We start from the raw sequence: 23,711 nt of genomic DNA, 5'->3' as shown, positions 1-23,711 counted from the left end.
GGACGCGACTGGGCGCCCGCGGCCATGCCGAACGTTCCGAAGGGGAAGCTGCTCGCGGTGTCCGCGGCGGCGCCCGGCGACGTGTGGGCGGTCGGGGCGGCCGACCGCGCCGGGCTGATCACGCACTACGACGGCCGCGCGTGGCGCTGGGTCGCGGCGCCGTCCACCAGGTTCCCGCTGACGGACGTCACGGCGGTGTCGCCGGAGGACGTGTGGGCGGTCGGGCGCGATCGCGTCCTGCGCTGGAACGGCCGCAAGTGGCGCCGCGTCAAGTCGCCGGTGACCGCCGCCAACACCGTCACGGCCGTCGGCCCGGACGACGTGTGGGTCGCGGGCGGACGGGGCGAACTGGCGCACTTCGACGGGCACCGCTGGACCCTCGAAGCGTCCCCCAGCCGCTGGGCGAGGGCGCGGTCTGGCTGGCGTCCACGTCGACGCGCCAGGACGGCGTCTGGCTGGTCGGCACGCGGCAGCAGGCGCGCACGGGCCCCTTGGACGGAACCCCGACGATCACCGCCCGGTCCACCGACACCTGACCCGGGCCGATCACGCGCCGTCAGGCGGGCAGGCCGAGGAAGTCGGCCATGCGGTCCACTGCGTAGGAGAAGAACGCGTCGGCCGGGTCGAGGGTGCGGGCCAGATGGCCGAACAGCTCGAAGCTGATCATGCCGCCGAGCTGCGTCCAGGCGACGGCGGCACGGAGGACGACCGCGGCGGGGACCCCGGGCGCGATCGCGTCGGCGACGAGCGCGGCCTGCGCGTCCAGCGGCGGCGCCAGGGCGGCGCCGTCCGGAGGGGGGTCGAGGGCCCCGGCCTCCCACGCGTCCCGGACGATGCCGAACAGCGCCGCCGGTACGCGGGCCGCCGATCCGATCGTGGCGTCGGGGGCCTGGTAGCCGGGCACGGGCGAGCCGTAGACCAGCGCGTACTCGTGCGGGTTCTCGACCGCCCAGGCGCGGACGGCCTCGCAGACCGCCCGCCAGCGCGCCCGGAAGCCGTCGCGCGGCACCTCGCGGGCGGCCGTCTCGGTCCGTTCACCGAGGGCGTCGTAGGCGTCGACGATCAGCGCGGTGAGCAGTTCGTCGCGGCTCGGGAAGTAGCGGTAGAGGGCGGACGACACCATGCCGAGCTCGCGGGCCACCGCGCGCAGCGACAGTCCGGCCGGCCCTGAGGCCCCGAGCTGGCGGCGGGCCTCCTTCTTGATCTCCGACGTGAGTTCGGCCCGGGCTCGTTCGCGCGCGGTACGGCCTGCGTTCATGCCCGGCAGTCTGGCAGAGGCGAGAGCGGCGAACAAATTCGAGAGCACTGCTCTTGACGAGGGTCGGGCAAATTGTGCACACTGATCTCACTAGAGAGCAGTGCTCACAGTTTGGAGACCTGAGATGACCGCCACCGCCGCGCCCCGCTACATCGAGACCGTCGGAGTCGAGGTCTACCTCCACAAGGCCGTCGCGTTCCTGGCACGGCGCGGGATCAGCCTCTTCGGCACGCGCGTCCTCGCCGTCCGCGGCCGTACCAGCGGCGAGTGGCGGACCAACCCCGTCAACGTGCTCACCGTCGACGGCGAGCGCTACCTCGTCGCGCCGCGCGGCCACACCCAGTGGGTCCGCAACCTGCGGGTCGCGGGCGACGGCGAACTCCGCCTGGGCCGCTCCGCCGAGCCGTTCACCGCGACGGAACTGACCGGCGACGACAAGCTCCCGATCCTCCGCGCCTACGTGGCGCGCTGGGGCTGGGAACTGGGCCGCTTCTTCGAGGGCCTCACCAAGGACTCCACCGACGCCGAACTGGCCGCCGTAGCCCACGACTTCCCCGCCTTCAAACTCAACTAAGTCCCGACCAGCCGCCGATCCCCCTCCCCAGCGAGCGAAAGGCGGAGCGGTGAGCGACGGCCGCTCGGCCGCGCGGCCGAGCGGCGGCGCAGCGGGAGCGGGGAGCGGAGCGACGGAGGGGGAAGCGACGGCCGAACGGTCGGGCGGCGGCGCAGCGGGCGAACGGCCGAACGGCGGCGCGGCGCAGCGGGGAGCGACGGCCGAACGTCGGGCGACGCAGCGGCGCAGCGGGCGGACGGCGGGAGCGGCGCTACTCGGCGGCCGAGCGGACGTCCTCCACGCTCAGGGCACGGCGTTCTCCAGGCGCGAGCACGCGACCAGCATGGGTGCCCGACGGGCGTTCGGCAGGGGGTTCGAGATGGGCAGAGGGGCGGGGGTCACCGGTTTCGGGTGGGGGTCAGGCCGCGGACGATCGCCTCGGCGACGGGTGAGGGGTCGGTGCCGTCCAGGTCGAAACCGTCGGGGACGGCGATGCCCGGCTGGGACATCATCCGTGGCGTCGTCCCGGTGTGCGGCCAGGTCGCGGTGTGGACCAGGAACGGATGCAGCAGGTACACGTCGCCGGCGCGGCCGGTGGCGTGGGTGACCGGCCGGTGCAGGACGGAAGGCCGGAGCCGTTCGGCCACGGCGCCGCCGCTCATCCCGGCTGGGCCCGCGGCGGCGAGGATCGGGGGAACGGACAGGTGGGAGCCGGAGACGAGCCGGGTGGGCGCGTCGTTCCGGCCGACGTCGGAGAACAGGAAGAACGCGGTGAGCCCGCGCCCGGTGGAACGGGCATCGGTCCAGTAGTCCTCGCCGCCCCACCGGTTGCCCTCGATGTGCCAGCCGGTGTCGCCCGGCCAGTCCTCGAAGGGGAACTTCACCGTCCCGCCGTGCGCGGGGATCGGAGCCTGCCACCGACCGGCGCCGATCAGGGCGTCGATGGCGCCGACGAGGACCGCGCCGCTCGCTGCGGCGGCGAACGGCCCCCCGGGCGGGCACGCGGCGTCGACCTTGGGAGCCCGCCAGGTGCCGCGATCCGCCCGGTCGATCCCGTGGGACTCCAGCACCGACCAGATCACCTCGCGGCACGCCGCGGCGACATCGGCATCGAACGCCCGCCGGATCACGACATGGCCGTCCCGCACGAAGCCCTCGACGTCCACGCATCCAGCATCCCCGATGGTGCGGTCGCGTCAACCGATGATCGCCGGTGCGAGCCCTCTGCCACCTGGCCGGATGCCGCCAGGGGTTGACGCGCACCCGCAACACCTGGCTCCCGCGCCGTTCCCGCACACCCGCCCAGCGCCGCCGCACCGGCTGCGACCCACGCCCGATCCGCCCCGCCATAACCGTCCGGTCCACGCCGCCCTCGCCCCCGCGCCCGACCGTCGCCATAACCGTCCAGTCACCGCCGCCCCCGCCCCCGCGCCCGACCGTCGCCATAACCGTCCAGTCACCGCCGCCCCCGCCCCCGCGCCCGACCGTCGCCATAACCGTCCGGTCAACGCCGCCCCTGCCTCCGACCGCCGCCCATTGGCCACGGCAGCCACGGCAGGGCGAACCGGACGACGGCTGAGATCCAACGGCCATGGGACGGGACGTCCCGGGGAGACGCGGAGGGGCCGGGGCGGGACGGCAGGAACTGGGAGGCCGGGCAGTCAGGAGGTCAGGAGGTCAGGCGGTCAGGCGGACGGGCATGGCCAGGTAGCGGAAACCGGTGTCGCCGTCGGCGTCGGGCTCGGACTCGTCGTCCTCGGGGTCGGGGATGGCGGTGAGGAGGGCGGCGCGGGTCGGGCCGGAGCATTCGAGGCGGGCGAACTCGGTCTCGATGCCGGCGAGGCCGTCCAGCAGGTACTGGGGGCTGAACGCGATGTCGACGTCCTCGCCGGTCAGTTCGGCGGGGAGCGACTCGTTGGCGCGGGCGGCGTCGCCGGAGGCCGCGCGGATGCGGAGTTCGTCGGCGGTGAACGCGAGCCGTACCGGGGTGCCGCGCTCGGTGACCAGCGCGACGCGCTTGATGGCCTCCACGAACGGCGCGGTACGGATCTTGGCGGTGGACGTCCAGGTGCCGTTGAGCCGCTTGCGGTAGTCGATGTACTGGTCGTCGAGCAGGCGGGACGTCATGGCGCGGCCGCCGCCGGAGACGCCGATGAGCGTGTCGGCCGTACCCGCGAGGTCGATGGTCACCTCGGCGCCGGGCTTGATCGCCTTGGCGGTGTCGGCGAGGGTGCGGGCGGGCACGACCACGCCGGCCTTGAAGCCGGGGTCGGACGGCGACCAGGTGAGTTCGCGGGCGGCGATGCGGTAGCGGTCGGTGCAGGCCAGCCACATGGTGTCGCCGTCGATGTCGACGCGCACACCGGTGAGCATGGGCAGGGTGTCGTCGCGGCCCGCCGCCGGGGTGACCTGCGCGACGGCGGCGGCGAACACGTCGCCGGGGACGGTGCCCGCGAGCCCCGGCGGCTCGGGTAGGGCGGGGTAGTCCTCCACGGGCATGGTCAGCAGCCCGAACTCGGCGTTGCCGCACCGTACGACCACCTCGGCGCCCTTGAGGGAGACCTCGACGGGCTGGGCGGGCAGGCTGCGGACGATGTCGGACAGCAGCCGCCCTGGGACGAGGACGCGGCCGGACGCGGCGACGTCCGCCTCGATGCGGGCGCTCGCGGAGACCTCGTAGTCGAAGCCCGCCAGCGACAGTCCGCCGTCGGAGGAGGCTTCGACGAGCATGCCCGCCAGCACCGGGAGCGCCGGACGCGCGGGCAGCGTGCGCGCCGCCCAGGCGACGGCTTCGGCGAGCGTCTGACGATCGACCCGGAACTCCACGATGACCCGCTCCTTCTCACACGTACGGCGATCCCAGCGAGATCGCCCACACCCGGGACGTTATCCCTCGCCTCTGACATTCCAGCGCGACGACGCCCGCCCCCGGACGGCGGGGCGCAGACGGCGGACGGACTCGGCGTGCTGGGCTTGGCGCGGCCCGTTCGCCTCCGGTGGCCGTGCTCGTCTTGCGCGCCGCGTCCCGTCCCCGCTCGGCCCGGCCTGCCACCGGGCCGCCTCGGCGGGCGGGACGGGGTCAGAAGAGGGGTTGGAGGGTGGGGGTTTGGCGCCGGTACGGGTTTCGCGTTCGAAGGCCAGGAGGAAGCGTTTGCGTTCGATGCCGCCTCCGTAGCCGGTGAGGTCGCCGGTGGAGCCGACGACGCGGTGGCACGGGACGATCACGCCGATCGGGTTGCGGCCGTTGGCGAGGCCGACGGCGCGGGACGCGGCGGGGTTGCCGATCTCGGTGGCCAGTTCGCCGTACGAGATCGTCTCGCCATACGGGATCTCCCGCAGGGCGGTCCAGACGCGCTGCTGGAACGCGGTCCCGTGGAGGGTGAGCGGCATGTCGAACTCGATCCGTTCGCCCGCGAAGTAGGCGGCGAGCTGGTCGGCGGCCTCCCGAACGGGCTCGTCCGGGCGTCGGGGACGAACGCGCCGAACGTCTCGTCCGCCGGTCGGTGCCGTTGCAGGTCCATGTAGAGCCCCGACAGGACGCCGTCGGTCGCGACCAGGGTGAGGCGGCCGACCGGGCTGTCGATGGCGGTGTGCGTACGGGCCATGGGGTGATCCTTTCTCGGCCTGCGGGGGGCTTCAGCCGGTGGGGAGGAGGTTGATCGCGTGGTCGCCGGTCGCCCACAGGTACTGCACGGCGTACGCGCGCCAGGGGCGCCAGGCGGCGGCGCGGCGGGTGAGGGCGGCCGGGGTCGCGGGCAGGTCGAGGGCGCGGGCGGCGGCGCGGACGCCGAGGTCGCCCGGGATGAACGCGTCGGGGTCGCCGAGCGCGCGCATGGCGATCGACTCGATCGTCCAGGGCCCGAATCCGGGGAGTCCGGCGAGGCGCGCGCGGGCCTCCTCCCAGTCGGCGCCGACGCCGAGGTCGACGTCGCCGGCCGCGAGCGCCTCGACCAGGGCGGCGAGGGTGCGGCGGCGGCTCTTCGGGAACGCGAGCGTTTCCGGGTCGAGGTCCGCGAGCGCCTCCGGCGACGGGAACAGGTGGGTGAGTCCGCCCGCCGGGTCCGCGACCGGCTCGCCGTACGCGGTGACGAGCCGGGCGGCGTGCGTGCGGGCCGCGGCCGTGGACACCTGCTGCCCGAGGACGGCCCGTACGGCGAACTCGGGCCCGTCCGCCGTGCGCGGCACGCGGCGGCCCGGCGCCTTGTCGACCAGCGGCGCCATCACCGGGTCGCCGCGCAGCAGGTCGTCCACCGCGACGGGGTCGGCGTCGAGGTCGAGCATCCAGCGGCAGCGGCTGATCGCGATCGTCAGGTCCCGCAGGTCGGCGAGGGCGAGGGAGCAGGCCACGTGGTCGGGGTGGGGCCGCAGCGTCGCGACGCCGGGACCGTGCGGCAGGCGCATCGTCCGGCGGTACGCGCCGTCGCGCCACTCCTCCACGCCGGGGACGGCGGTCGCGGCGAGGTGCCCGTACAGGTTGTCCGGGCACAGCGGCGCGCGGAACGGCAGCCGCAGCGACAGCGTCCCGGACGCGGCGGCCGGATGCCCGCGCGCGACCCGGTCGCGCAGCTGCGTCGGGGTCAGCGCGAACACCTCGCGCACGGTCTCGTTGAACGCCCGGATGCTCGCGAACCCGGCGGCGAACGCCACGTCGCCCATCGGGATCGGCGTGGTCTCGATCAGCAGCCGCGCGGTCTGGGCGCGCTGGGCCCGCGCGAGGGCGAGCGGTCCCGCGCCGAGCTCGGCGCTCAGCTGCCGTTCGATCTGCCGGGTGCTGTAGCCGAGCCGGGACGCGAGGCCGGGCACGCCCTCCCGGTCGACGACGCCGTCCGCGATGAGGCGCATGGCGCGCGCGACCGCGTCGGCCCGGTGGTTCCACTCGGGCGAGCCGGGGCTGGTGTCGGGGCGGCAGCGCTTGCAGGCGCGGAACCCGGCCTGCTGGGCCGCGGCGGCGCTAGGGTAGAACCGCATGTTCTCGGGCTTCGGCGGAACGACCGGGCAACTCGGACGGCAGTAGATCCCGGTGGTCACGACCCCGGTGAAGAACCACCCGTCGAAGCGGGCGTCCTTCGACTGGACCGCCCGGACGCACCGTTCCACATCTTCGTGCATGCCTCCAGCATCACCGATGGTCAGCACGTTCCACTAGCGGAATTCCGACATCAACGTCGGCGGGCGGACAGGCGTTGTCGCGCGGGGTCAGCGGGTGCGTCCCGCGAAGGCGTAGAGGACGACGCCCGCGCAGATCGCCGCGATGCCCGTCCACGACCAGGCGCCGGGCGCGGCGGACGAGGTGATCACCGGTTCGAGGAGGGCGACGAAGACGACCTCGGCGGCCTGGGTCGCCTCGACCGCGGCCAGCCGGAACGGGTGGCGGCGCACCCGGTGCGTCGCGGCGAAGAACAGCGAGGTCGCGATCACGCCCGAGCTGACCGCGACCAGCGCCGTCCCGGTGAGCTGCCCGGACGGCGGCGGGCCCGCCCGCACCGCGCCCAGCACCCCGACGGCCAGCCAGAACGGCAGGCTGGCGATCGACATGGCGAGCAGCCGCTGGAACGTGTCGAGCCCGGCGCCCGCGAGCTCCATCGTCCGCCGGTTGCCGAGGGGGTAGGCGACCGCCGCGACGAGGACGACCGCGACACCCCCGGCCATCCCCCAGGACAGCGAACCGTGCCCGCCGAGCTGCGTCAGGAACACGCCCGCGAGGATCAGCGCCGACAGCGCCAGGCCTCGCACGGGGATCGCGCCGCGCTCGTCGTCGTACAGCAGGGGCGCGAGGAGAACGCCGCAGACGATGGTCACCTGCCAGGTCGCGGCGACGGTCCAGCCGGGCGCGAGGTCGGCGGCGAGGCACAGCGGCGCGTAGAACAGGCCGAACCCGACCGTGCTCCACACCGTCCACTGCCAGGGCCGGGCGCGCAGCGCGCGCAGCACGGGCCCCGTCCCGCCGCGCGCGGCGACGATCACGAAGAAGATCGGCAGCGAGTAGAGGAACCGCAGCGACGCGCTCCACTCCCACGCCCCGCCGTCCACGGCCATGACCCGGTTGGCGATGAACGACGCGGAGAAGAACAGCGCCCCCAGCACGGCGAGCCCGATCGAAGCCGCCGCCGCCCCGTTCCCCCGAACGCGGCCCCCGCCCCGCCCGGCGGATCACTGCCTGCCAAGCCCATCTGACCAGCCGAAGTCACCTGACCAGACGAGACGGCCTGACCGGACGGGACGGACCGGTCCGCTGGGGCCGTCTGGCCAGGCGGGACGGACTGGCCGGACGGAACGGATCGGTCCGCGGGGACCGTCTGGCTGGACGGGACGGACTGGCCGAACGGAACGGATCGGTCCGCGGGGACCGTCTGGCCGGACGGGACGGACTGACCAGGCGGGACGGACTGGTCCGCTGGGGCCGCCTGGCCGGACGGGACGGGCCGTCCGTCTGGCCGAGCGGACTGGTCCGCTGGGGTGGCCGGGTCGGTTCGGCCGGTCGGGGGTGTGCCGGGTGTCGCCGGGTCGGCCACTGGAGCCGCTCTCCTTCCTCGCGTTCGGATGCCGTCTCGCGCGCCGCTCGTACCGCTCGCGGCACATCGCCGTGCGGACGGGTCGATCTTCGTGGAGGGTGGGAGGGCGCGGGCAGACACTATCCGGCCCGGGGGCGGGCGAATCCGGGCAGGCCGCGACGTTCCGCCAGAACGGGGGGCATGACCCGCGAGGTAATCGATCTCCGGTCGTTCCGCTGGAAACGTGGACGACAACGGGGAGCCGGACGGCCTCCCGGACCGGATACGGCAGGAGAACGCCATGAACGACGCCCAGCAGATCGTCGACCGCTACATCGCCGCGTGGAACCAGAAGGACCCGGCCGCGCGCCGTGCCGAGATCGACGCCCTCTGGACCGAGAACGGCGCGTACATCGACCCGCTGGCCGAGGCGGAGGGCCGGGACGCGATCGACGCGACCATCGGGGCGGTGCAGGCGCAGTTCCCCGACTTCGTGTTCCGGCTGGCCGGGGGCGTGGACGCCCATCACGACCTGGCCCGGTTCACCTGGGAGCTCGGTCCGGCTGGCGGCGAGGCCGTCGTGGTCGGCTTCGACGTGGCCGTTCTCACCAAGGACGGACGGATCGACCGCGTCCACGGCTTCCTCGACAAGGTCCCCGCCTGAACCCCCGCCGGACGCGCCACCGCCCGGCCCCGGCGACGGGGTTCCGGGCGGACGGCGGGCGGCGGGCGAGCCGTACCACCGGGGTCAGAGGTGGGGGAGGGTGCCGCCGTCGTCGGTCCGTTCGGCCCCGGTGACCTGGGAGGCGAGCGGGGACGCCAGGTAGCCGATCACCCGCGCCGCGTCCTCAGCCGCCTCATGCTCTACGCCGCCGAGCCGGGCCCCGTCGCAACGGGCACTGCGCAAGCTGGCCGAGACGTCCCACCACGCGTCCAGCACCGACCTGGCTGCTCCCCGAAGCCGGCGGGCGGCGGCCCGGCGTCGCGGCCTTACGATCGGGGGAACGGCGGCGACTAGGGGTGACATGGGCGGAGAACGCCTCGCGTGGACGGAGAACGGGGAGGAACGCACCGCCCTCTGGCGTTCGGAGACCGGAGCGGCGGCCCCGCGCCGGGTGGTCGTGGCGGACGACGCCACCCGCGCGGACGACGCGTACCGCATGGCCTGCGAGGGCACCGCGCTGCTGTGGCGCGGCGACTTCCAGAACGCGCGGCAGCTCCTCACGGCGATGGCGCGCCGCGCCGACCGGACGCCGCGCCGCAAGCGCCGGGGCCGGGACCGGGTCGAACCGTCGCAGGTCCAGGCGTTCCACCTCTACCGCCAGGCGCGGGCGCAGCGGGCGCGAACGCTCGGGATGCTGCTGATCCCGCTCGACGCCGGCCACGTGGTCCCGTTGCGGCGGGCGCCCGACGTGCGGGAGGCGTGCGCCGAGGCGTACGGCCCGGACGGCGGCCCCTACGTGACGTCCCTGCGCGAACTGCTCGGCGTCGTCGGCGCGCACGAGTGGCGGGCGAAGGGCGTGGAGATCCCCGCCCTCGCCGGTGCCCGGATCCATCCGCACTACGGGGTGTTCTCGCCGATCAGGGGCGAGTACGTCGATCTGGTCGCGGACGCGCCGCTTCCGTCCACGACGCTCGCGTACGACGTCGGCACCGGCACGGGCGTCCTGTCGGCCGTTCTGGCCCGCAGGGGCGTCGAACGCGTCGTCGCGACGGACCAGGACCCCCGCGCGCTCGCCTGCGCCCGTGACAACGTCGCCCGCCTCGGCCTGGCCGGCCGGGTGGACGTCGTGGAGGCCGACCTGTTCCCGCCGGACGGCCGCGCGCCGCTGATCGTGTGCAATCCGCCGTGGCTGCCCGGACGTCCCGCCTCCCCCTCGAACACGCCGTCTACGACCCCGACAGCCGGATGCTCCACGGTTTCCTGAACGGGCTGCCCGGCCGCCTCGAACCCGGCGGCGAAGGCTGGCTCGTCCTCTCCGACCTCGCCGAACACCTCGGACTCCGCACCCGCGCCGCCCTCCTCGACGCGTTCGCCGCCGCAGGGCTGACGGTCCTCGACCGCCTCGACATCAAGCCGCGCCACCCGCGCGCGTCCGATCCGGACGACCCCCTGCACGCCGCCCGCGCCGCCGAGACCACCTCCCTCTGGCGCCTGTCCCCCACCTGACCATCGCACGCCGCTCTGACATTCCTCGTCCTGAGGAGGGGGCCCCGCGTGCCCTGAGGACGACCAGCCGCGCCCCATCGCGAAGCTCGGGCCGCGGGCCTCGGCCACGGCACACCGAAACCATGCGCGCCGATCTCCTTCCCTTAGCTGTCACCCATTCGCGACCGCTTCGGCGTAGTTGCGGTGAAGACGTTGATAGGAAGGACGCCGCATGGCGGATCGATCCGGCTTCACCGGCTATGTCGAGGAGCATTCCGACCGTTTACTGCGCCTGGCGTACCTGCTGACGCAGGACTGGGCCCGTGCCGAGGATCTGTTGCAGACCGCGCTCGCCAAGGCATGGGTCGCATGGGGACGGGTGTCGGACGATCCGAGCCCGTACGTCTACCGGATCCTGACCAACACGCACGCCTCCTGGTGGCGGCGGCGCTGGCGCGGCGAGGTCCCGACCGCGCGGCTCCCCGAGACCGCCCGGCCCGACCCGACGACGGCCTTCGACGACCGGGACGCGATGTGGACGGCGCTGGCCCGGCTGTCGGACCGGCAGCGCGCGGTCGTGGTGCTGCACTACTTCGAGTCGCTGCCGCTCGCCCAGGTCGCCCGGATCCTGGGCTGCTCCGTTTCCAGCGTCAGGACCCAGCTCCGCAGGGCCCTGCTGCGGCTGCGGGTCGATCCCACCCTCCAAGCCCTCAAGGAAGCGAGATGACCATGCCTCGATCAGAGCGGGAACTAGTCGTCATGCTGCGGGAACGCACCGAGAACCCACCCGCCGCCCCCGAGCGCGGCGAACGGGCCGCAGCACTCGGGCAACGCATTCTGCGCCGCCGCCGCGCCGTCCGCGCGTCGTTGGCCACCGGCGCGGTGGCCGCCCTGATCGGCGCCGCACTCGCCCTCCCAGACGGCAAGGACGACCCGATCCCCGCCGAAGCCGTGCCGGTGTCGGTACGCCTTCCGGCCAAGGTGCCGCTCCCCGCCAAGGCCGGCCACCTCTTCCGGAACGAGAACCTGCCGCTCATCCAGTCGGAGCAGCACGACCGCATGGGCGAACCGGTCCGCCTGCGGTTCACGGCCTTGAGCACCGACACCATCTACAACGTGCGATGCTCCGTCCCCGACTCCTGGCTGGTGGTCAAGACCGACTCCCCCGGCCGTGCGGCGGACATCGGCCGTTGCGGCCCGCGGGACCACCTGGCGCAGTTCGACCCCCAATCGGCCGGAACCGCGTGGGCGGGACGGCCGCACACCTGGGAACTGTGGGTGCTACCGCCCGAGGCGGAGATCAACGGCACGACCGACCCGGAGAAGATCGACAAGGTCGCCGCCCGCACCGGCACCCGCCCGGGAACCTGGGCGGTCGGCATCTACGACAGGCGCAAGTGACGGACTGCGCCCACCGACGACCAGGCGGCGACACCTCGGCGCTGCCTCCTGGCGCGGACGAGACGTTCACCTGTCTCGCCGCGCCAGGACGCAAGGCCGGACAGGCCCCGGCGTGCCGGGACCGCTCCCCGGAACGATCAATCGGGCAGGTCGGCCTCACGGGCGGCGACCAGGCCGAACAGGTCGCCGATCGTGGTCAGAGCCGCGGCGTGCAGGTCGTCCGCCGGGACCGGCGCGCCGCCCGGACCGGGAAGCGGCCGACTCGCGCACGCCTCGGCCACGACGGTGGGCCGGTACCCGAGGTTGAAAGCTCCCTGCGCCGTGAACTGCACGCACATGTGGGTCATGAAGCCCGCCAGCACCAGATCCGGCCCGGCGTCCAGCCGTTGCAGCACCTCCAGCAGGTCGGTCTGGTGGAAGGAGTTCGGGAATCCCTTCACCACGACCTGCTCGCCGTCGCGAGGCGCGACGCGCGGCTCGATCCGTCCGATCTCAGCGCGGATGTCGTACGGACTGCCCTCCCCGCCGTCGTTGACGACGTGCACCACAGGCGTCCCGACGGAACGAGCGCGCTCCAGCAACCGCGCCCCAGCGTCCAGGGCCCGATCTGCGCCGGGAAGCGCCATGACGCCCGTACGGTACGTGTTCTGAAAATCGATCAGCACCAGGGTGGACGCGGACAGCCGCGGCAGCGTGCCGTCCAGCCCCATCACCTCGCGCAGCGTCGCCGAAACGTTCATCTGTCTCCTCCAAATCAGAAATCGAACAAACCAACCCACCAGCCGACGCACTCCGCACCCGACCGCCCCGGCCCTCCGCCTCAGCCGCGCGACGCCCCCGGCAAGCGCACCGGAGGCCGCGCCGACTCAGGCCGCGCCGAACGCGCCGCACCGGCCTCGCCCCGAGCGCACCGCACCCGAGGCCCCGCCCGTACGACACCGTCCCGCCTGGACGAGAAATCAGGCGGCCGTGCGGAACCGCCGTCGGTAGGCCGCAGGAGTAGTGCCGAGACGTCGGCGGAACGCCCGGTGCAGCGTCTCCACCGACCGCAGGCCGCACGCGTCGGCCACCCGGTCGAGCGGCTCGTCGGTGCTCTCCAGCAGCCGCCGCGCGGCCTCCACCCGCGCCGCCTCGACGTAGACCGCCGGGGTGGTGCCGGTCTCCTTGCGGAAGACCCGGGTGAAGTGCCGTTCGCTGAGGCACATCCGTTCGGCGAGCGCCGCCGCCGACAGGTCCGCGGTGAGGTCCGTGGTGATCCACGCCCGCAGCTCGTCGATGTCGCGGCGCTCGGTCGGGGCCTGCCACAGCGGGACGCTGAACTGGCTCTGCCCGCCCTGGCGCTTGAGGTACATCACCAACTGCCGGGCGACCGCCAAGGCGAGCCGTTCGCCGTGGTCCTCGGCGACCAGCGCCAGCGTGAGGTCCATGCAGGCGCTGATGCCCGCGCCCGTCCACACCTTTCCCGAACGGACGTAGATGGGGTCGGGGTCCACGGTGACGTCGGGATGGTCGGAGGCCAGCCGGTCGGCGGTGGCCCAGTGCGTGGTCGCCGTCCGTCCCGCCAGCAGCCCGCCGGCGGCCAGCAGGTGGGCGCCGACGCACACCGACGCGACCCGGCGGGCGTGCCGCGCGGTGTCGGTGATCCAGTCGACCACCACCGGATCGATCACCGGAGCCCCGTCGGCGTCCACCGCGCCGGGCACCACGAGCGTGTCCACCCGGTCGCCGACCTGGTCGAACGTCAGGTCGGTGGCAAGCCGTACCCCGGCGCTGGTGCGCACCTGCCCGCCGTCCGGCCCGGCCAGCAGCACCTGGTAGGGCGTACGGCCCGACATCTCCCGGTTCGCGACCGAGAACACCTCGGCGGGCCCGGTGACATCGAGCAGATCGACGCCGGGAAACACGGCGACGACGACACGGTGCGGAGTGGACATGTCCTCATTGTCGCTAACCAACCCCCATGACCGCCATGACGACCTTCTGTCACATCCGGACACCCCGGCGCGGGGCGAACTCGCTGCCGCGACTGGGTACGCGCCTTTACAGGGTGATCGTCCTGACGCCAGGCGGGCCCGCAGGGATCAGGAGGCGGTGCCGCCCCCGGCCTCGCGCTCGCGTTGCCGCTGCCGGGCCGCGGCCCGCTGGATGATGTCGCCGTACACGCGGACCTCCTCGGCGTCCTCGCGCCGCCCCCGGTAGTACTGCGACGCGGGGACGATCGCATCCATGAACCGTTCATAGGCGGCGAGCGCCTCGCCGAGATCCCGGGCCCGGTCAGCGTCCACGGCTCACCTCACCTTCGTGCCGCGCGGCCGGCGCCCGACGAGGGCGGGTGCGGGCACCGACCGCGCGTCCTCCTTCCTCGGCTCCTGGACGGAGATCCCCCAGGAGCCGAGGAAGCATGGACCGTACGGCCCCCGCCTCGGGTTGCCCGGGATAGGCCGGGCGGGCGACCGTACGGCGTCGGGATGTGCCAGATGAAGCGGTGAATCCCGCCGTTCATGCGGAACGCGCGCCATCCGTTCCGCCCTCGACGTCGATGCCGAGCACCTCGCGGGAGGTCATGACCCGACCTCACGCAGCACGTACACAATGCGGTCCGCGACGCCCGTCACCGCCGTGACCGGCCCGATGACCGGACCCCAGACCCAATGGAAGGCGTCGTCCTTGCAGACGATCTCGCCGTCCATCCGAGCGAAGGCCGGGTTCTGCACATGCAGAACGTCACCGTTCGGGCGGGTGCGGATCTCCGCTCTCCACTTCCGGCCGATCAGCTCGGAGCGGAGGTTCCCCAGGTGTCGTATGGCGTCCATGACCACGGAACGTACCGGCGCGATCGCACTCCGATTTCACAGGTGTGGAATCCCGCCCGATCCGCTCAGCCGTTCAGTGCGGCACACCCATCCGCGCCGCCATCCCCCGCAGCTCACGGCCGACTGCCGCCGCACGCGCCTGCTCCAACAAGACTTCGACCGCGTGCCGCGCCGGAGTGCTGTTCCTGATTCGCTGCGGGGCGATCCGCTCGGCCTTCGCCAGGGCCGCGACCGCGTCTCGTTCCCGGCCTGTGACATGGGCGAGCGCTCTTCCCACGTCGGCGAACAGCATCGCCTTCCGCTCCTTGTTGGCCAGGCGCTCTGGGTTGACGCTGCTCGCAGCGCGGACGGCTCCCTCATAGTCGCCCGCTTCGGTCGCGATGGCGACGCCCCAGATGCCGACGTTGGTAGGGCCGAAGTCGCCCCATGCGCCCGGCCGTTCCCCCGTCCGGCCCGCAGTCTCGGCGGCCTCGGCGAGATGCTCGTCTGCCGCGCTTGTGTCGCGCATGACCGCCGAGCACATCGCGGCGGACAGATGCAGCATCCCGTAGGTCTCCTGTGCGGCGGGCTCGTCCAGGTGCGGCTGCAACCGGGCGGCGGCCTGGTCGGCAATGCGGACCATGGTCTCCGCGCCACGCTTCGGCAGGGTGTGAACGCGCAGGTTCGCAGCGCGACCGGCGAGGACCGGATCGTCCGCCCGCCACGCGGCCTCCCGCGCCCGCTCGGCGGCGACGAACGCGAGGTCTTGATAGTTCAGGTGCCGCAACGTCATCCCGGCGCCATTGCACGCTTGCACCAGCAGCGCGCACGCCTGACGCTGCGCCGCCTCGTCGCCGGTCGCGCTGTGAACGTGCAACTCGTTGAGCACGGGACCGAGCAGATTCCCGCGGACGAGGTAGTCCGCACGCTTCTCCGCTTGGTGGATCGGACCTGCGAGTTCGGCAGCGAGTTCGGCGAGCGGCCGGGCGTAGTCGGTGCACGCGTCGTCCAGGGTGTTGGACGTGAGCGCCAGCCGGAGCGCCGGAACGGTGCCGTGCGCCGCGGACTGGATCGGGTCCTTCGACAGGTGCGGTCCCCCGACGATCTCGGTCTCCGACACCCGCAGCGCCACCGCCAGCGCCGCGATATAGGACCGCCGATCCAGCGCCCGCTGCCCCCGCTCGATCATCGACAGCAGGGACGTACTCATCCCCGCCTGCCCAGACAACTCGGCCAGACTCATCCCACGCCAGACGCGCAACGCCCGAAGCCGCGACCCGATGGCCACCCCGTCGTACATCGGCCTCACACCTTCCTGACGGACGGGTCCCGAGAACCTCAGGCTACGGCGCGCCCCCGAATCATGTCAGGGGTCAGGTGAACGGCCTGAAGCACTTGCGCCCCTATGCCCCGTCCCGGCCTGCTCCCTCGATTCCTCGCACTGCAAGCCCAACGCGGCCGAGCAGGACGCGCCGCAAGCACAGCGCCAGGGCACGGACGTACGGCGCAGAGGCGGTCGCAAGGCCCGCGCGCATTGCCCAGCGCACGCCTCGGCGCAGAGCCCAGGCGCAGGACGCGTCCAAGCGCTGAACGTGCCAAGGCGTAGGGCGCGGCGCAGCAGCGGAGCGCAGTCGTCCAAGGCAGGCGCACAAGCAAGCGCCAACGCAAGGCAGGCGAACGAGCCCAGGCAGTCAAGGGCTGCTGCGACCGCTGCGGCTGATACGGCTGCTGCGGCTGCTACTTGGACGGGGGCGAGGAGTCCCCAGGAAGGAAGCGGGCAGCGAGGCCGTCGAGGACGCATTGGAGTCCGCTGTCGAAATCCTCATCGCGGGAGGCCCTCACGTTCTGTTTCCGCTGGGCGGCGTACAGCTTCCGCAGCCGCGGGTACTCCTGGACGGCTTGTTCGGCGGCGGGCCAGAGGCTTTCGGTCCATTCCTGCTCGCTCTTGCCGCTGCGGGCCAGGGTGGTCAACCAGGCGGCCTCACTCGTCGCCACCCCGACGACGTAGGCGACGACCGTGTTCAGGGCTCGATCGGCCGCTTCCAGGGTGAAGCCCCCCTGCTCGAACGTGGCGAGGATGGCCTCGTTCTGCCGCAGCACGTTCGGCCCTAGATAGGCCACGCCGGCCTCGCCCTGTACGGACACGATCCAGGGGTGGCGCAGGAACGCGGCCCGCATGCTGTGGGCGCAGCGCGCGATGGCCGTACGCCAGCCCGCCGGATCGCCAGCGCCCGCCGGATTGCCGGTGCCCGCCGGATTGCCGGTGCCCGCTGAATCGCTGGCACCCCCCGGATCGTCGGCAGACGGTGGCTCGACCTCGCCGTAGACCTCGTCGACGACCAACTCGATCAGCTCGTCCTTGTTGGCCACGTGCGTGTACATCGAGGTGGCCCCGGCGTTCAGGCGGGCGCCGAGCTTGCGCATGCTGAGGGCGTCGATGCCTTCGGCGTCCAGCAGTTCGAGCGCCGCCGACACGATCTGCTCGCGGCTCAGCGGCGGCTGCTCCCGCCGGGGCCGGTGCGGGCGGGCCCACACCGACGGGTACGGCTGCTTGTCGGCCGGCATCCGGTCTCCTTCACGACGATCCGTTCCGAACAGTGTACGGCTTTACGAACGACGCACGACCTCCGTACAGTGTGCGGAGCGCCGCACAACGTACGGTGCATCAGCTGAAAGGACCGTTCTCCATGCCGTCATCACGTTTCGAGGCCGACCGCTGGCAGGCCAGGCTGGACGGGTTGCGCGCCGTCCATCACGTTCCGGGCGCCACGCTGGCGGTGCTGGTGGACGGTGAGATCCACGAGCTGGCCAGCGGCCTGCTGCACCGCGGGACCGGCGTGGAGGCGACCACGGACTCGGTGTTCCAGTCCGGTTCGATCGCCAAGGTCTATACGGCGACGCTGGTGATGCAGCTCGTCGACTCCGGCGAGCTGCGGCTGGGCAGCAGGGTCGCCGACGTCCTGCCCGGCTTCGCGCTCGCCGACGGCGAAGTCGCCGAGAACGTGACGATCGGGCAGTTGCTCAGCCATACCAGCGGGATCGCCGGGGACTTCACGCACGACACCGGACGCGGTGACGACTGCCTCGCCCGTTACGTGGAGGCGTGCGCGGACGTGGGCCAGGACTGCCCGCCCGGGACCGTCGTCTCCTACTCCAGCACCGGGTACGCGATCCTCGGCCGGATCGTGGAGGTGATCACCGGCCGGACCTGGGACGAGGCGCTGCGCGACCGGCTGCTGGCGCCGCTCGGCCTGGAGCACTCGATGACCCTGCCGGAGGAGGCGCTGCGGTTCCGGGTGGCGATGAGCCATCTCGGCGAGCCGGGCACCGAACCCGAACCGGCGCCGGTGTGGGACATGCTGCCGCGCTCGGCCGGGCCGTCCGGGCGCGTCCTGGTCACCGCCGCCGACGTCGTCCGCTTCGCGCGGATGCATCTGGACGGCGGTACGGCGCCCGACGGCACGCGCGTGCTGTCCGCCGAGTCGGCGGCGGCGATGCGGCGGCGCGCCGTCGACTGCCTGGACCGGTGGACGTTCATGGCGGACGGCTGGGGCCACGGGTGGGCGTTGTACGACTGGGACGGCGTCGACGGCTACGGGCACGACGGCGCCGCGCTCGGGCAGTTCTCCTACCTGCGGGTCGTGCCCGGCAGCGGCGTCGCGGCCGCGCTGCTGACCAACGGAGGCCGCGCGACCGGCCTATTCGTCGACCTGTTCCAGGAACTGCTCGGCGAACTCGCGGGGGTGCGGATGCCCGACGCCTTCGCCCCCGCCGAACGGTCCCGGCCGTTCGACGTCGCCCCGTTCGCGGGCACCTACGAACGCGAAGGCGTCCGCCTCACGATCGGCGAACGGGACGGCGCGCCGCGGCTGCGGCTGGAACTGACCGGCGGGAACGCCGGATACTCGCCGCCGATCGAAACCGGCCTCGTGCCGGTGTCCGGCACCGTGCTCGCGATGCCGGGCATCGGCCCCGTCAGCGCGCCGTGGCTGCCGCTGGTGTTCGGGACGTTCCCGGACGGCGCGCCCTACCTCTACTTCGGCATGCGGGCGGCACCGAAGGTCGCCTGAACGAGCCGCCAACGCGTTCAGCGCCGCGGTCGGCGAACCGCGGCGTGACCAGGCTCAGCCGCACGCGGACCGGCCCAGCCGATGGACCTCCAACGCCACGGCGGGCGCGGTCGGCAAGACCAGCAGGGCAGGCGCGGCACCGTACGGCCGCAGGGCCGTCAACGGCGCGGCAGGCCACGCCGGACGGGATCGGCCGTCACGACGCCGCTTCGAGCCGCGCGCCGTTGCGCCACGCGGCGGCCAGGTCCTGGATCGGCAGGTCGAGCACCTCGCTGAGGCGGGCGACCGTGCCGAACGCGGGGGACGGCAGCCGACCGGTCTCGATCTTGCGCAACGTCTCCGGCGACATGCCGGCCGCACGCGCCACGTCGCCGAGGTCTCGGTCCGCCCGCGCTTCGCGCAGCAGCCTTCCGAGACGCCTGCCGGCCTCGACCTGTTCGGGCGTGAGCGGATTGCGAACCATGGCACCAGAGTACGGTTGGTATTTTAATACCGCAAGCGCTAGGCTCGGTATTAAAATACCAGCGTACGACTCGTGAGGTACCCATGATCGAACTGAAGTCGCCCGCGGAGATCGAGCGGATGCACACCACCGGGCGGTTCGTCGCCGACATCCTGTCCGAGCTCGGCGAGATCGCCGACGTGGGCGTCAACCTCCTCGACCTCGAACACCACGTCCGCGACCGGATCCGCCAACGCGGGGCCACGTCCTGCTACTGGGACTACGCCCCGTCCTTCGGCAACGGCCCGTTCCGCAACGTCATCTGCCTGTCGGTCAACGACGCGGTCCTCCACGGAATGCCCCACGACTACACGCTGCGCGACGGCGACATCCTCAGCATGGACATCGCCGTCGGCATCGACGGCTGGGTCGCCGACTCCGCCCGCACCGTCATCGTGGGCACGCCCGCCCCCGAGGACCTGCGGCTCCTGCGCGCGACCGAGGAGGCGCTCGCGGCCGGCACCGAGGCCGCGCGTCCGGGCAACCGCCTGGGCGACGTCTCGGCGGCCATCCAGGCGGTCGCCACCGGCTACGGCTACCCGATCAACACCGAGTTCGGCGGCCACGGGATCGGACGGACCATGCACGAGGACCCCCACGTCCCCAACAAGGGCCGTGCCGGCCGCGGCCTCAAGCTCCAGGCGGGCATGACCCTCGCGCTCGAACCCTGGCTCGCCCGCACCACTGACCGGATCGTCTTCGACCCCGACGGCTGGACGATCCGTTCGGCCGACGGCTCCCGCACCGCCCACTCCGAGGACACGGTGGCGATCACCGAAGACGGCCCCCTCGTCCTCACCCGGCGCCTCCCCCACCACGCCGACCCGACCCCCGCCTGACCTGGCCCCTCACCCGCGCGGCCCTCGCCGCCACTCCCCAGCACGAAACACCCACACCCCCGCCCGGACCTCAACGAGCCCCCCAGGCCCCGGAGACGTGCCACAGCCCTATCCCGCTGCCTTAACCGCATTTCACAGACGAAATCGAGCCCAAGTCACCCGCCCGAAGAGCCGACTCCACAAAGGCCGCGCGACTACTGGGCCATGTCGACAAAACGACTGTAGTGGCCCTGGAAGGCCACGGTCACCGTCGCCGTGGGGCCGTTACGGTGCTTGGCCACGATCAGGTCGGCCTCTCCCGCGCGCGGCGATTCCTTCTCGTACGCGTCCTCGCGATGGAGCAGGATGACCATGTCGGCGTCCTGCTCGATCGAGCCGGACTCGCGCAGGTCCGACACCATCGGCTTCTTGTCGGTGCGCTGCTCGGGACCGCGGTTGAGCTGGGAGAGCGCGATCACCGGCACGCCGAGTTCCTTGGCCAGCAGCTTGAGCGAACGGGAGAACTCCGAGACCTCGACCTGGCGGCTCTCGACCCGTTTTCCGGACGTCATGAGCTGGAGATAGTCGATGATGACCAGGCGCAGATCATGCTGCTGCTTCAAACGGCGGCATTTCGCGCGGATCTCCATCATCGACATGTTGGGCGAGTCGTCGATGAACAGCGGCGCCTCCGCCACCTCGCTCATCCGCCGGGCGAGCCGCGTCCAGTCCTCGTCCTGCATCGTGCCGGAACGCATCGCGTGCAACGCCACCCGCGCCTCCGCGGAAAGCAGGCGCATCGTGATCTCGTTGCGCCCCATTTCCAGGCTGAAGAACGCCGACGTCAGCCCATGCTTGATGGACGCGGCCCGGGCGAAGTCGAGCGCGAGCGTCGAGTTGTGCGTCGGAACGCACGAACGACCCGCCAGGTACATGTGGTCGTCGTTATCGACCTGCACGCACCGCACCGGCACACTCTCGACCCGCCGCACATCCACGATGTAACGCACCCGCGCCCCCGGCTGCCCGGTAAGCCACCGCCGCGCCGCCTCACCGTCCCCCCGAAACCCCGTCTCGGCCCCCGTGAACTCAACCCGATAAAACACAGCGACACTAGGCACCGCCCCACCTCGGCCCCGACCGCCAAACCGGTGCCCACCCCCGCGCCCGCGCCCAGCGTCGCGTCCGTTCCCGGCCCGGCAACCATTCCCGTCGCCGCGCCCAATTCCGATGCCGTGCCCGGTCCCGGCATCGGGTCCGCGCCCGGTGCGGGGACTTGGCCCGGCGTCGCCGTCATCGTGGCCTGGTGACCGAGGCTGAGGAGCAACTCGCGCACTCCTTCGGCCAGTCTTTCGCAGCCGAACGCCAGCCATACCTGCCCGGCTTCCGAGCGGCGCCCGCCGGTGTCGAGCAACCCAGCGAGCAGTGCGCGCCGCTGGTCTTCTGACGCCCGCAGGTAGATGGCGGGGACGTGCTTGTCGTTCAGCAGCCCGTGGTCCTTGAGCCTCCGGGCGAGTCCCGGCAGGCCGTACCAGCCCGGCCCGAGGGGAGTGACCTGCTCTCCGGCCGCTTCCAGTTCCGCGACGATCTCCGTGCCGAGGCCGGTGATCTCGCCTCCGTCGCTCGTACCGCCGCCGAGCCACGCGCCGAGGACGTACGGATCGATGGGGAGATCGGCATGAGGCAGGACGAACGGCCTCGCCACCTCGACGGCATGGTTGGGACGGCCGTCGCCGCGGACGCGCAGGGTCGCGGCGATCTCCTCGGTGGTCTTGACCGACCGCTGCGACACCTCGGACGTGCCGTCCGCGACACGGTTGAAGTGCCGCGTCTCCCGCCCGACCCCAGAACTCTCGACCCGCTTCGGCCCTAGCCCGGACCCCGCAACGTGGCCCGTCCCGCGACCGAGGAGGCCGACCTGGTTCGGACGTGGCTCGTAACTTCCGATGCTGCTCAGCCCGAGCCGGACAAGCCTGTCTTGGTCCAGGATCAGCTCGGCTGTTCCGATCTGGCTCGGCTCATGACCGAGAAGCCCGAGCTTCCTCATCCCACGCTCGGACCTTCTGACGTTCTGCGTCCCGAGAAGACCGAGCGGAAGCCCGGTGCCCGTGCGCGGACGCCGTGGGCGCATGAAGGAGCTACGAAGGTCACGCATCGCCTGGTCCGCGTGCACGAACGGCCCGGCGACCGCCACCATGCCCCGCCCGCGCAGGCCCCACGCCGGCACCCTCCGCTCACGCAGGCCCCACGTCCGCGCGACCTGCCCGCGCTTACCCCCCTTGCGTATGTCCTGTCCGCGCTTGCCTTGCTCGCGCATGCCCCTGCCACGCGTGCCCTGCTCACGCCCGCCCTGCTCACGCAGGGCCTGGTCGCGCATCCCCAGCTCACGCGCGACCAGATCGCGCGTGACCAGATCGCGTGTCGCGTGGTATCTCGGGTCAGTGGTGCTGGGCAGTGCGCCGCGGGCCGTTCGGGGAGGCGATGGCGGGCGTTGGGACGGTTGGGTGGTCGTTCGCCATTGGTGTTGGGCGTCGGCGACGATGACCTCTCCGTCGGAGAACTCGACCTCGTAGCAGGGGCGGCCGTACATGACCTCCGTCGCGGCGACGACCCGCGTCGGTCTGCCGTCGGCGCCGAGGAGGTGGTCGCCCACCTGGACCTCGCCCATGGTGGTCCAGCCGGTGGGCGTCGCGAGGGGGGTGTCGGTCTTGAGGGCCTTGCCCATGGCGGGACGGGCCGCGACGACGATCATCTGGCCCGGGTGCAGGCCGTTGGTCAGGGCGTCCATGTCGGCGAAGCCGGTGGGGACGCCGGTCATCTGGCCGCCGCGGCTGCCGATGGCCTCGATCTCGTCCAGGGCGCCGGGCATGATCTCGCTGAGGGGGACGTAGTCCTCGCCGGCGCGCTTCTCGGCGATGGCGAACACCTCGGCCTGGGCCCGGTCGAGCACCTCGTCGGCGTCGGCGCCGTCGGCCGCGTACCCCATCTGGACGATGCGGGTGCCGGTCTCCACGAGCTTGCGCAGCACCGACCGCTCGTGAACGATCTTGGCGTAGTAGCTGGCGTTGGCGGCCGTCGGCACCGAGGAGATCAGGGTGTGCAGGTAGGGGGCGCCGCCGACGCGGGAGATCTCGCCGTTCTTGGTGAGCTCGCCGGAGATGGTGACGGCGTCGGCGGGGTCGCCGCGGCCGTACAGGTCGAGGATGGCGTCGAAGATGATCTGGTGCGCGGGACGGTAGAAGTCCGCGGTGCGGATGACCTCGATGACCTCGGCGATGGCGTCCTGGGAGAGCAGCATGCCGCCGAGGACGCCCTGTTCGGCGGCGATGTCGTGCGGTGGCGTGCGCTCGAACTCTCGCTCGTGCGGTCCGAGCTCGGTCACGCTCACCGTCGCACCCCCTTCATCCTCGGTCGCCGGCGTCCCCGTCCGCCTCGTTGCCGACCGTTCATCACACGTCTACCGGAAGCGTCTGACATTCTCCGAGTCCGCGGCGCCGACACGCAAAGCGATCTGTGGACGAGGGTGTGGAGTCCCTGTGCAGACACGCCGGGAAGGTTGTGCACGACCTGTGGACAACTCTGGGGAAAGTCCGGGAAAGATCGCCGCGTCACCCTTGCTGACCTGCACTGACGTCGTCCACCGCCTGTGTGGGAAAGAAAGTCGCCGATCCGGCCCG

The 23,711-nt window shown here is 72.5% G+C and carries 24 protein-coding genes; 8 read left to right on the top strand and 16 right to left on the bottom strand.

Annotated features, from left to right (window positions below; genetic code table 11):
- Positions 1-556 precede the first annotated feature (556 nt).
- Complete coding sequence (locus GEV43_RS15470) at positions 557-1,258, bottom strand: TetR/AcrR family transcriptional regulator (RefSeq protein WP_160821296.1); 702 nt, start codon at positions 1,256-1,258, stop codon at positions 557-559.
- Between the two features lie 124 nt (positions 1,259-1,382).
- Here GEV43_RS15470 and GEV43_RS15465 point away from each other — a divergent pair, with 124 nt between their 5' ends.
- Entirely contained in the window at positions 1,383-1,832 is a 450-nt protein-coding gene (locus tag GEV43_RS15465) for a nitroreductase/quinone reductase family protein (RefSeq protein WP_160821295.1), read from the top strand.
- 377 nt (positions 1,833-2,209) lie between these two features.
- Here the strand turns inward: GEV43_RS15465 and GEV43_RS15460 are convergent, their stop codons facing one another.
- The 5 genes from GEV43_RS15460 to GEV43_RS15440 form a co-directional block, all read right to left on the bottom strand.
- A complete protein-coding gene (locus tag GEV43_RS15460) occupies positions 2,210-2,977 on the bottom strand; it encodes a phytanoyl-CoA dioxygenase family protein (protein ID WP_160821294.1) in 768 nt (255 codons plus the stop codon).
- Between the two features lie 511 nt (positions 2,978-3,488).
- The gene (gene dnaN / locus GEV43_RS15455) at positions 3,489-4,637 is read right to left on the bottom strand and encodes a DNA polymerase III subunit beta (RefSeq protein ID WP_160821293.1); all 1,149 of its coding nucleotides are present in this window, start codon (positions 4,635-4,637) and stop codon (positions 3,489-3,491) included.
- 60 nt (positions 4,638-4,697) lie between these two features.
- On the bottom strand, positions 4,698-5,201 hold the full coding sequence (locus tag GEV43_RS54870) for a methylated-DNA--[protein]-cysteine S-methyltransferase (RefSeq protein WP_160821292.1): 504 nt from the start codon (positions 5,199-5,201) through the stop codon (positions 4,698-4,700).
- 246 nt (positions 5,202-5,447) lie between these two features.
- Complete coding sequence (locus tag GEV43_RS15445; RefSeq protein WP_160821291.1) at positions 5,448-6,920, bottom strand: AlkA N-terminal domain-containing protein; 1,473 nt, start codon at positions 6,918-6,920, stop codon at positions 5,448-5,450.
- Positions 6,921-7,007: 87 nt separating this feature from the next.
- Complete coding sequence (locus GEV43_RS15440; protein WP_206681179.1) at positions 7,008-7,895, bottom strand: multidrug resistance efflux transporter family protein; 888 nt, start codon at positions 7,893-7,895, stop codon at positions 7,008-7,010.
- A gap of 651 nt (positions 7,896-8,546) precedes the next feature.
- Between GEV43_RS15440 and GEV43_RS15435 the strand changes: the two genes are divergently transcribed.
- The gene (locus GEV43_RS15435) at positions 8,547-8,966 is read left to right on the top strand and encodes a nuclear transport factor 2 family protein (protein ID WP_309239647.1); all 420 of its coding nucleotides are present in this window, start codon (positions 8,547-8,549) and stop codon (positions 8,964-8,966) included.
- A gap of 84 nt (positions 8,967-9,050) precedes the next feature.
- Here the strand turns inward: GEV43_RS15435 and GEV43_RS15430 are convergent, their stop codons facing one another.
- The gene (locus GEV43_RS15430) at positions 9,051-9,242 is read right to left on the bottom strand and encodes a hypothetical protein (protein WP_160821290.1); all 192 of its coding nucleotides are present in this window, start codon (positions 9,240-9,242) and stop codon (positions 9,051-9,053) included.
- 85 nt (positions 9,243-9,327) lie between these two features.
- Here GEV43_RS15430 and GEV43_RS15425 point away from each other — a divergent pair, with 85 nt between their 5' ends.
- The 4 genes from GEV43_RS15425 (at position 9,328) to GEV43_RS15415 (ending at position 11,852) form a co-directional block, all read left to right on the top strand.
- Positions 9,328-10,230, top strand: coding sequence for a class I SAM-dependent methyltransferase (locus tag GEV43_RS15425; RefSeq protein WP_241682924.1), 903 nt, complete (start codon positions 9,328-9,330; stop codon positions 10,228-10,230).
- Positions 10,212-10,472, top strand: coding sequence for a hypothetical protein (locus GEV43_RS50280; protein ID WP_241682923.1), 261 nt, complete (start codon positions 10,212-10,214; stop codon positions 10,470-10,472). Before GEV43_RS15425 ends, GEV43_RS50280 begins: the two co-directional genes overlap by 19 nt.
- Before the next feature lie 211 nt (positions 10,473-10,683).
- Positions 10,684-11,178: a SigE family RNA polymerase sigma factor gene (locus tag GEV43_RS15420; RefSeq protein WP_160821289.1), complete on the top strand. Its 495-nt coding sequence runs from the start codon at positions 10,684-10,686 to the stop codon at positions 11,176-11,178.
- Positions 11,175-11,852 (top strand): hypothetical protein, encoded by a 678-nt coding sequence (locus GEV43_RS15415; RefSeq protein ID WP_160821288.1) that lies wholly within the window; start codon positions 11,175-11,177, stop codon positions 11,850-11,852. The genes GEV43_RS15420 and GEV43_RS15415 overlap by 4 nt, the downstream gene beginning before the upstream one ends.
- 137 nt (positions 11,853-11,989) lie before the next feature.
- On the opposite strand, the gene GEV43_RS15410 is transcribed toward GEV43_RS15415, so the two are convergent.
- From GEV43_RS15410 to GEV43_RS15385, 6 genes are all read right to left on the bottom strand, one after another.
- A complete protein-coding gene (locus GEV43_RS15410) occupies positions 11,990-12,592 on the bottom strand; it encodes a cysteine hydrolase family protein (RefSeq protein ID WP_160821287.1) in 603 nt (200 codons plus the stop codon).
- A 219-nt stretch (positions 12,593-12,811) separates the two neighbouring features.
- Positions 12,812-13,786 carry a GlxA family transcriptional regulator gene (locus tag GEV43_RS15405; RefSeq protein WP_160821286.1) on the bottom strand — a complete coding sequence of 325 codons (975 nt, stop codon included), beginning with the start codon at positions 13,784-13,786 and terminating at the stop codon, positions 12,812-12,814.
- A 147-nt stretch (positions 13,787-13,933) separates the two neighbouring features.
- Entirely contained in the window at positions 13,934-14,137 is a 204-nt protein-coding gene (locus tag GEV43_RS15400) for a hypothetical protein (RefSeq protein ID WP_160821285.1), read from the bottom strand.
- A gap of 276 nt (positions 14,138-14,413) precedes the next feature.
- Positions 14,414-14,671 carry a hypothetical protein gene (locus tag GEV43_RS15395; RefSeq protein WP_160821284.1) on the bottom strand — a complete coding sequence of 86 codons (258 nt, stop codon included), beginning with the start codon at positions 14,669-14,671 and terminating at the stop codon, positions 14,414-14,416.
- A 67-nt stretch (positions 14,672-14,738) separates the two neighbouring features.
- Positions 14,739-15,944 carry a helix-turn-helix domain-containing protein gene (locus GEV43_RS15390; RefSeq protein ID WP_160821283.1) on the bottom strand — a complete coding sequence of 402 codons (1,206 nt, stop codon included), beginning with the start codon at positions 15,942-15,944 and terminating at the stop codon, positions 14,739-14,741.
- Positions 15,945-16,381: 437 nt separating this feature from the next.
- Positions 16,382-17,209, bottom strand: coding sequence for a TetR/AcrR family transcriptional regulator (locus tag GEV43_RS15385; protein ID WP_160821282.1), 828 nt, complete (start codon positions 17,207-17,209; stop codon positions 16,382-16,384).
- A 122-nt stretch (positions 17,210-17,331) separates the two neighbouring features.
- Here GEV43_RS15385 and GEV43_RS15380 point away from each other — a divergent pair, with 122 nt between their 5' ends.
- A complete protein-coding gene (locus tag GEV43_RS15380; protein ID WP_160821281.1) occupies positions 17,332-18,714 on the top strand; it encodes a serine hydrolase in 1,383 nt (460 codons plus the stop codon).
- Positions 18,715-18,910: 196 nt separating this feature from the next.
- Here GEV43_RS15380 and GEV43_RS15375 read toward each other — a convergent pair whose 3' ends face one another.
- The gene (locus tag GEV43_RS15375; protein WP_160821280.1) at positions 18,911-19,177 is read right to left on the bottom strand and encodes a helix-turn-helix transcriptional regulator; all 267 of its coding nucleotides are present in this window, start codon (positions 19,175-19,177) and stop codon (positions 18,911-18,913) included.
- An 83-nt stretch (positions 19,178-19,260) separates the two neighbouring features.
- Between GEV43_RS15375 and map the strand changes: the two genes are divergently transcribed.
- On the top strand, positions 19,261-20,055 hold the full coding sequence (gene map, locus GEV43_RS15370; protein WP_160821279.1) for a type I methionyl aminopeptidase: 795 nt from the start codon (positions 19,261-19,263) through the stop codon (positions 20,053-20,055).
- 194 nt (positions 20,056-20,249) lie between these two features.
- Here the strand turns inward: map and GEV43_RS15365 are convergent, their stop codons facing one another.
- Positions 20,250-20,969: a replicative DNA helicase gene (locus tag GEV43_RS15365; protein WP_241682922.1), complete on the bottom strand. Its 720-nt coding sequence runs from the start codon at positions 20,967-20,969 to the stop codon at positions 20,250-20,252.
- Positions 20,879-23,422 carry a DnaB-like helicase N-terminal domain-containing protein gene (locus GEV43_RS54865; protein ID WP_309239646.1) on the bottom strand — a complete coding sequence of 848 codons (2,544 nt, stop codon included), beginning with the start codon at positions 23,420-23,422 and terminating at the stop codon, positions 20,879-20,881. The genes GEV43_RS15365 and GEV43_RS54865 overlap by 91 nt, the downstream gene beginning before the upstream one ends.
- Positions 23,423-23,711: the final 289 nt, after the last annotated feature.

Source organism: Actinomadura sp. J1-007 (genome assembly GCF_009793335.1).
GTDB classification, from domain to species: Bacteria; Actinomycetota; Actinomycetes; order Streptosporangiales; family Streptosporangiaceae; genus Spirillospora; species Spirillospora yumaensis.
Note: the sequence above shows the minus strand (reverse complement) of the source record. Positions and strands in the feature narration are given on the sequence as shown.

Bases quoted from the DNA above. Each gene is read 5' to 3' on its own strand.
- GEV43_RS15410 (WP_160821287.1), bottom strand. From the start codon at position 12,592: ATGAACGTTTCGGCGACGCTGCGCGAGGTGATGGGGCTGGACGGCACG.
- GEV43_RS15465 (WP_160821295.1), top strand. From the start codon at position 1,383: ATGACCGCCACCGCCGCGCCCCGCTACATCGAGACCGTCGGAGTCGAG.
- map (WP_160821279.1), top strand. From the start codon at position 19,261: ATGATCGAACTGAAGTCGCCCGCGGAGATCGAGCGGATGCACACCACC.
- GEV43_RS15420 (WP_160821289.1), top strand. From the start codon at position 10,684: ATGGCGGATCGATCCGGCTTCACCGGCTATGTCGAGGAGCATTCCGAC.
- GEV43_RS15445 (WP_160821291.1), bottom strand. From the start codon at position 6,920: ATGCACGAAGATGTGGAACGGTGCGTCCGGGCGGTCCAGTCGAAGGAC.
- GEV43_RS15390 (WP_160821283.1), bottom strand. From the start codon at position 15,944: ATGTACGACGGGGTGGCCATCGGGTCGCGGCTTCGGGCGTTGCGCGTC.
- GEV43_RS15470 (WP_160821296.1), bottom strand. From the start codon at position 1,258: ATGAACGCAGGCCGTACCGCGCGCGAACGAGCCCGGGCCGAACTCACG.
- GEV43_RS15405 (WP_160821286.1), bottom strand. From the start codon at position 13,786: ATGTCCACTCCGCACCGTGTCGTCGTCGCCGTGTTTCCCGGCGTCGAT.
- GEV43_RS15375 (WP_160821280.1), bottom strand. From the start codon at position 19,177: ATGGTTCGCAATCCGCTCACGCCCGAACAGGTCGAGGCCGGCAGGCGT.
- GEV43_RS15380 (WP_160821281.1), top strand. From the start codon at position 17,332: ATGCCGTCATCACGTTTCGAGGCCGACCGCTGGCAGGCCAGGCTGGAC.
- GEV43_RS15385 (WP_160821282.1), bottom strand. From the start codon at position 17,209: ATGCCGGCCGACAAGCAGCCGTACCCGTCGGTGTGGGCCCGCCCGCAC.
- GEV43_RS50280 (WP_241682923.1), top strand. From the start codon at position 10,212: ATGCTCCACGGTTTCCTGAACGGGCTGCCCGGCCGCCTCGAACCCGGC.
- GEV43_RS15415 (WP_160821288.1), top strand. From the start codon at position 11,175: ATGACCATGCCTCGATCAGAGCGGGAACTAGTCGTCATGCTGCGGGAA.
- GEV43_RS15365 (WP_241682922.1), bottom strand. From the start codon at position 20,969: ATGTACCTGGCGGGTCGTTCGTGCGTTCCGACGCACAACTCGACGCTC.
- GEV43_RS15425 (WP_241682924.1), top strand. From the start codon at position 9,328: ATGGGCGGAGAACGCCTCGCGTGGACGGAGAACGGGGAGGAACGCACC.
- GEV43_RS54870 (WP_160821292.1), bottom strand. From the start codon at position 5,201: ATGCCGCTCACCCTCCACGGGACCGCGTTCCAGCAGCGCGTCTGGACC.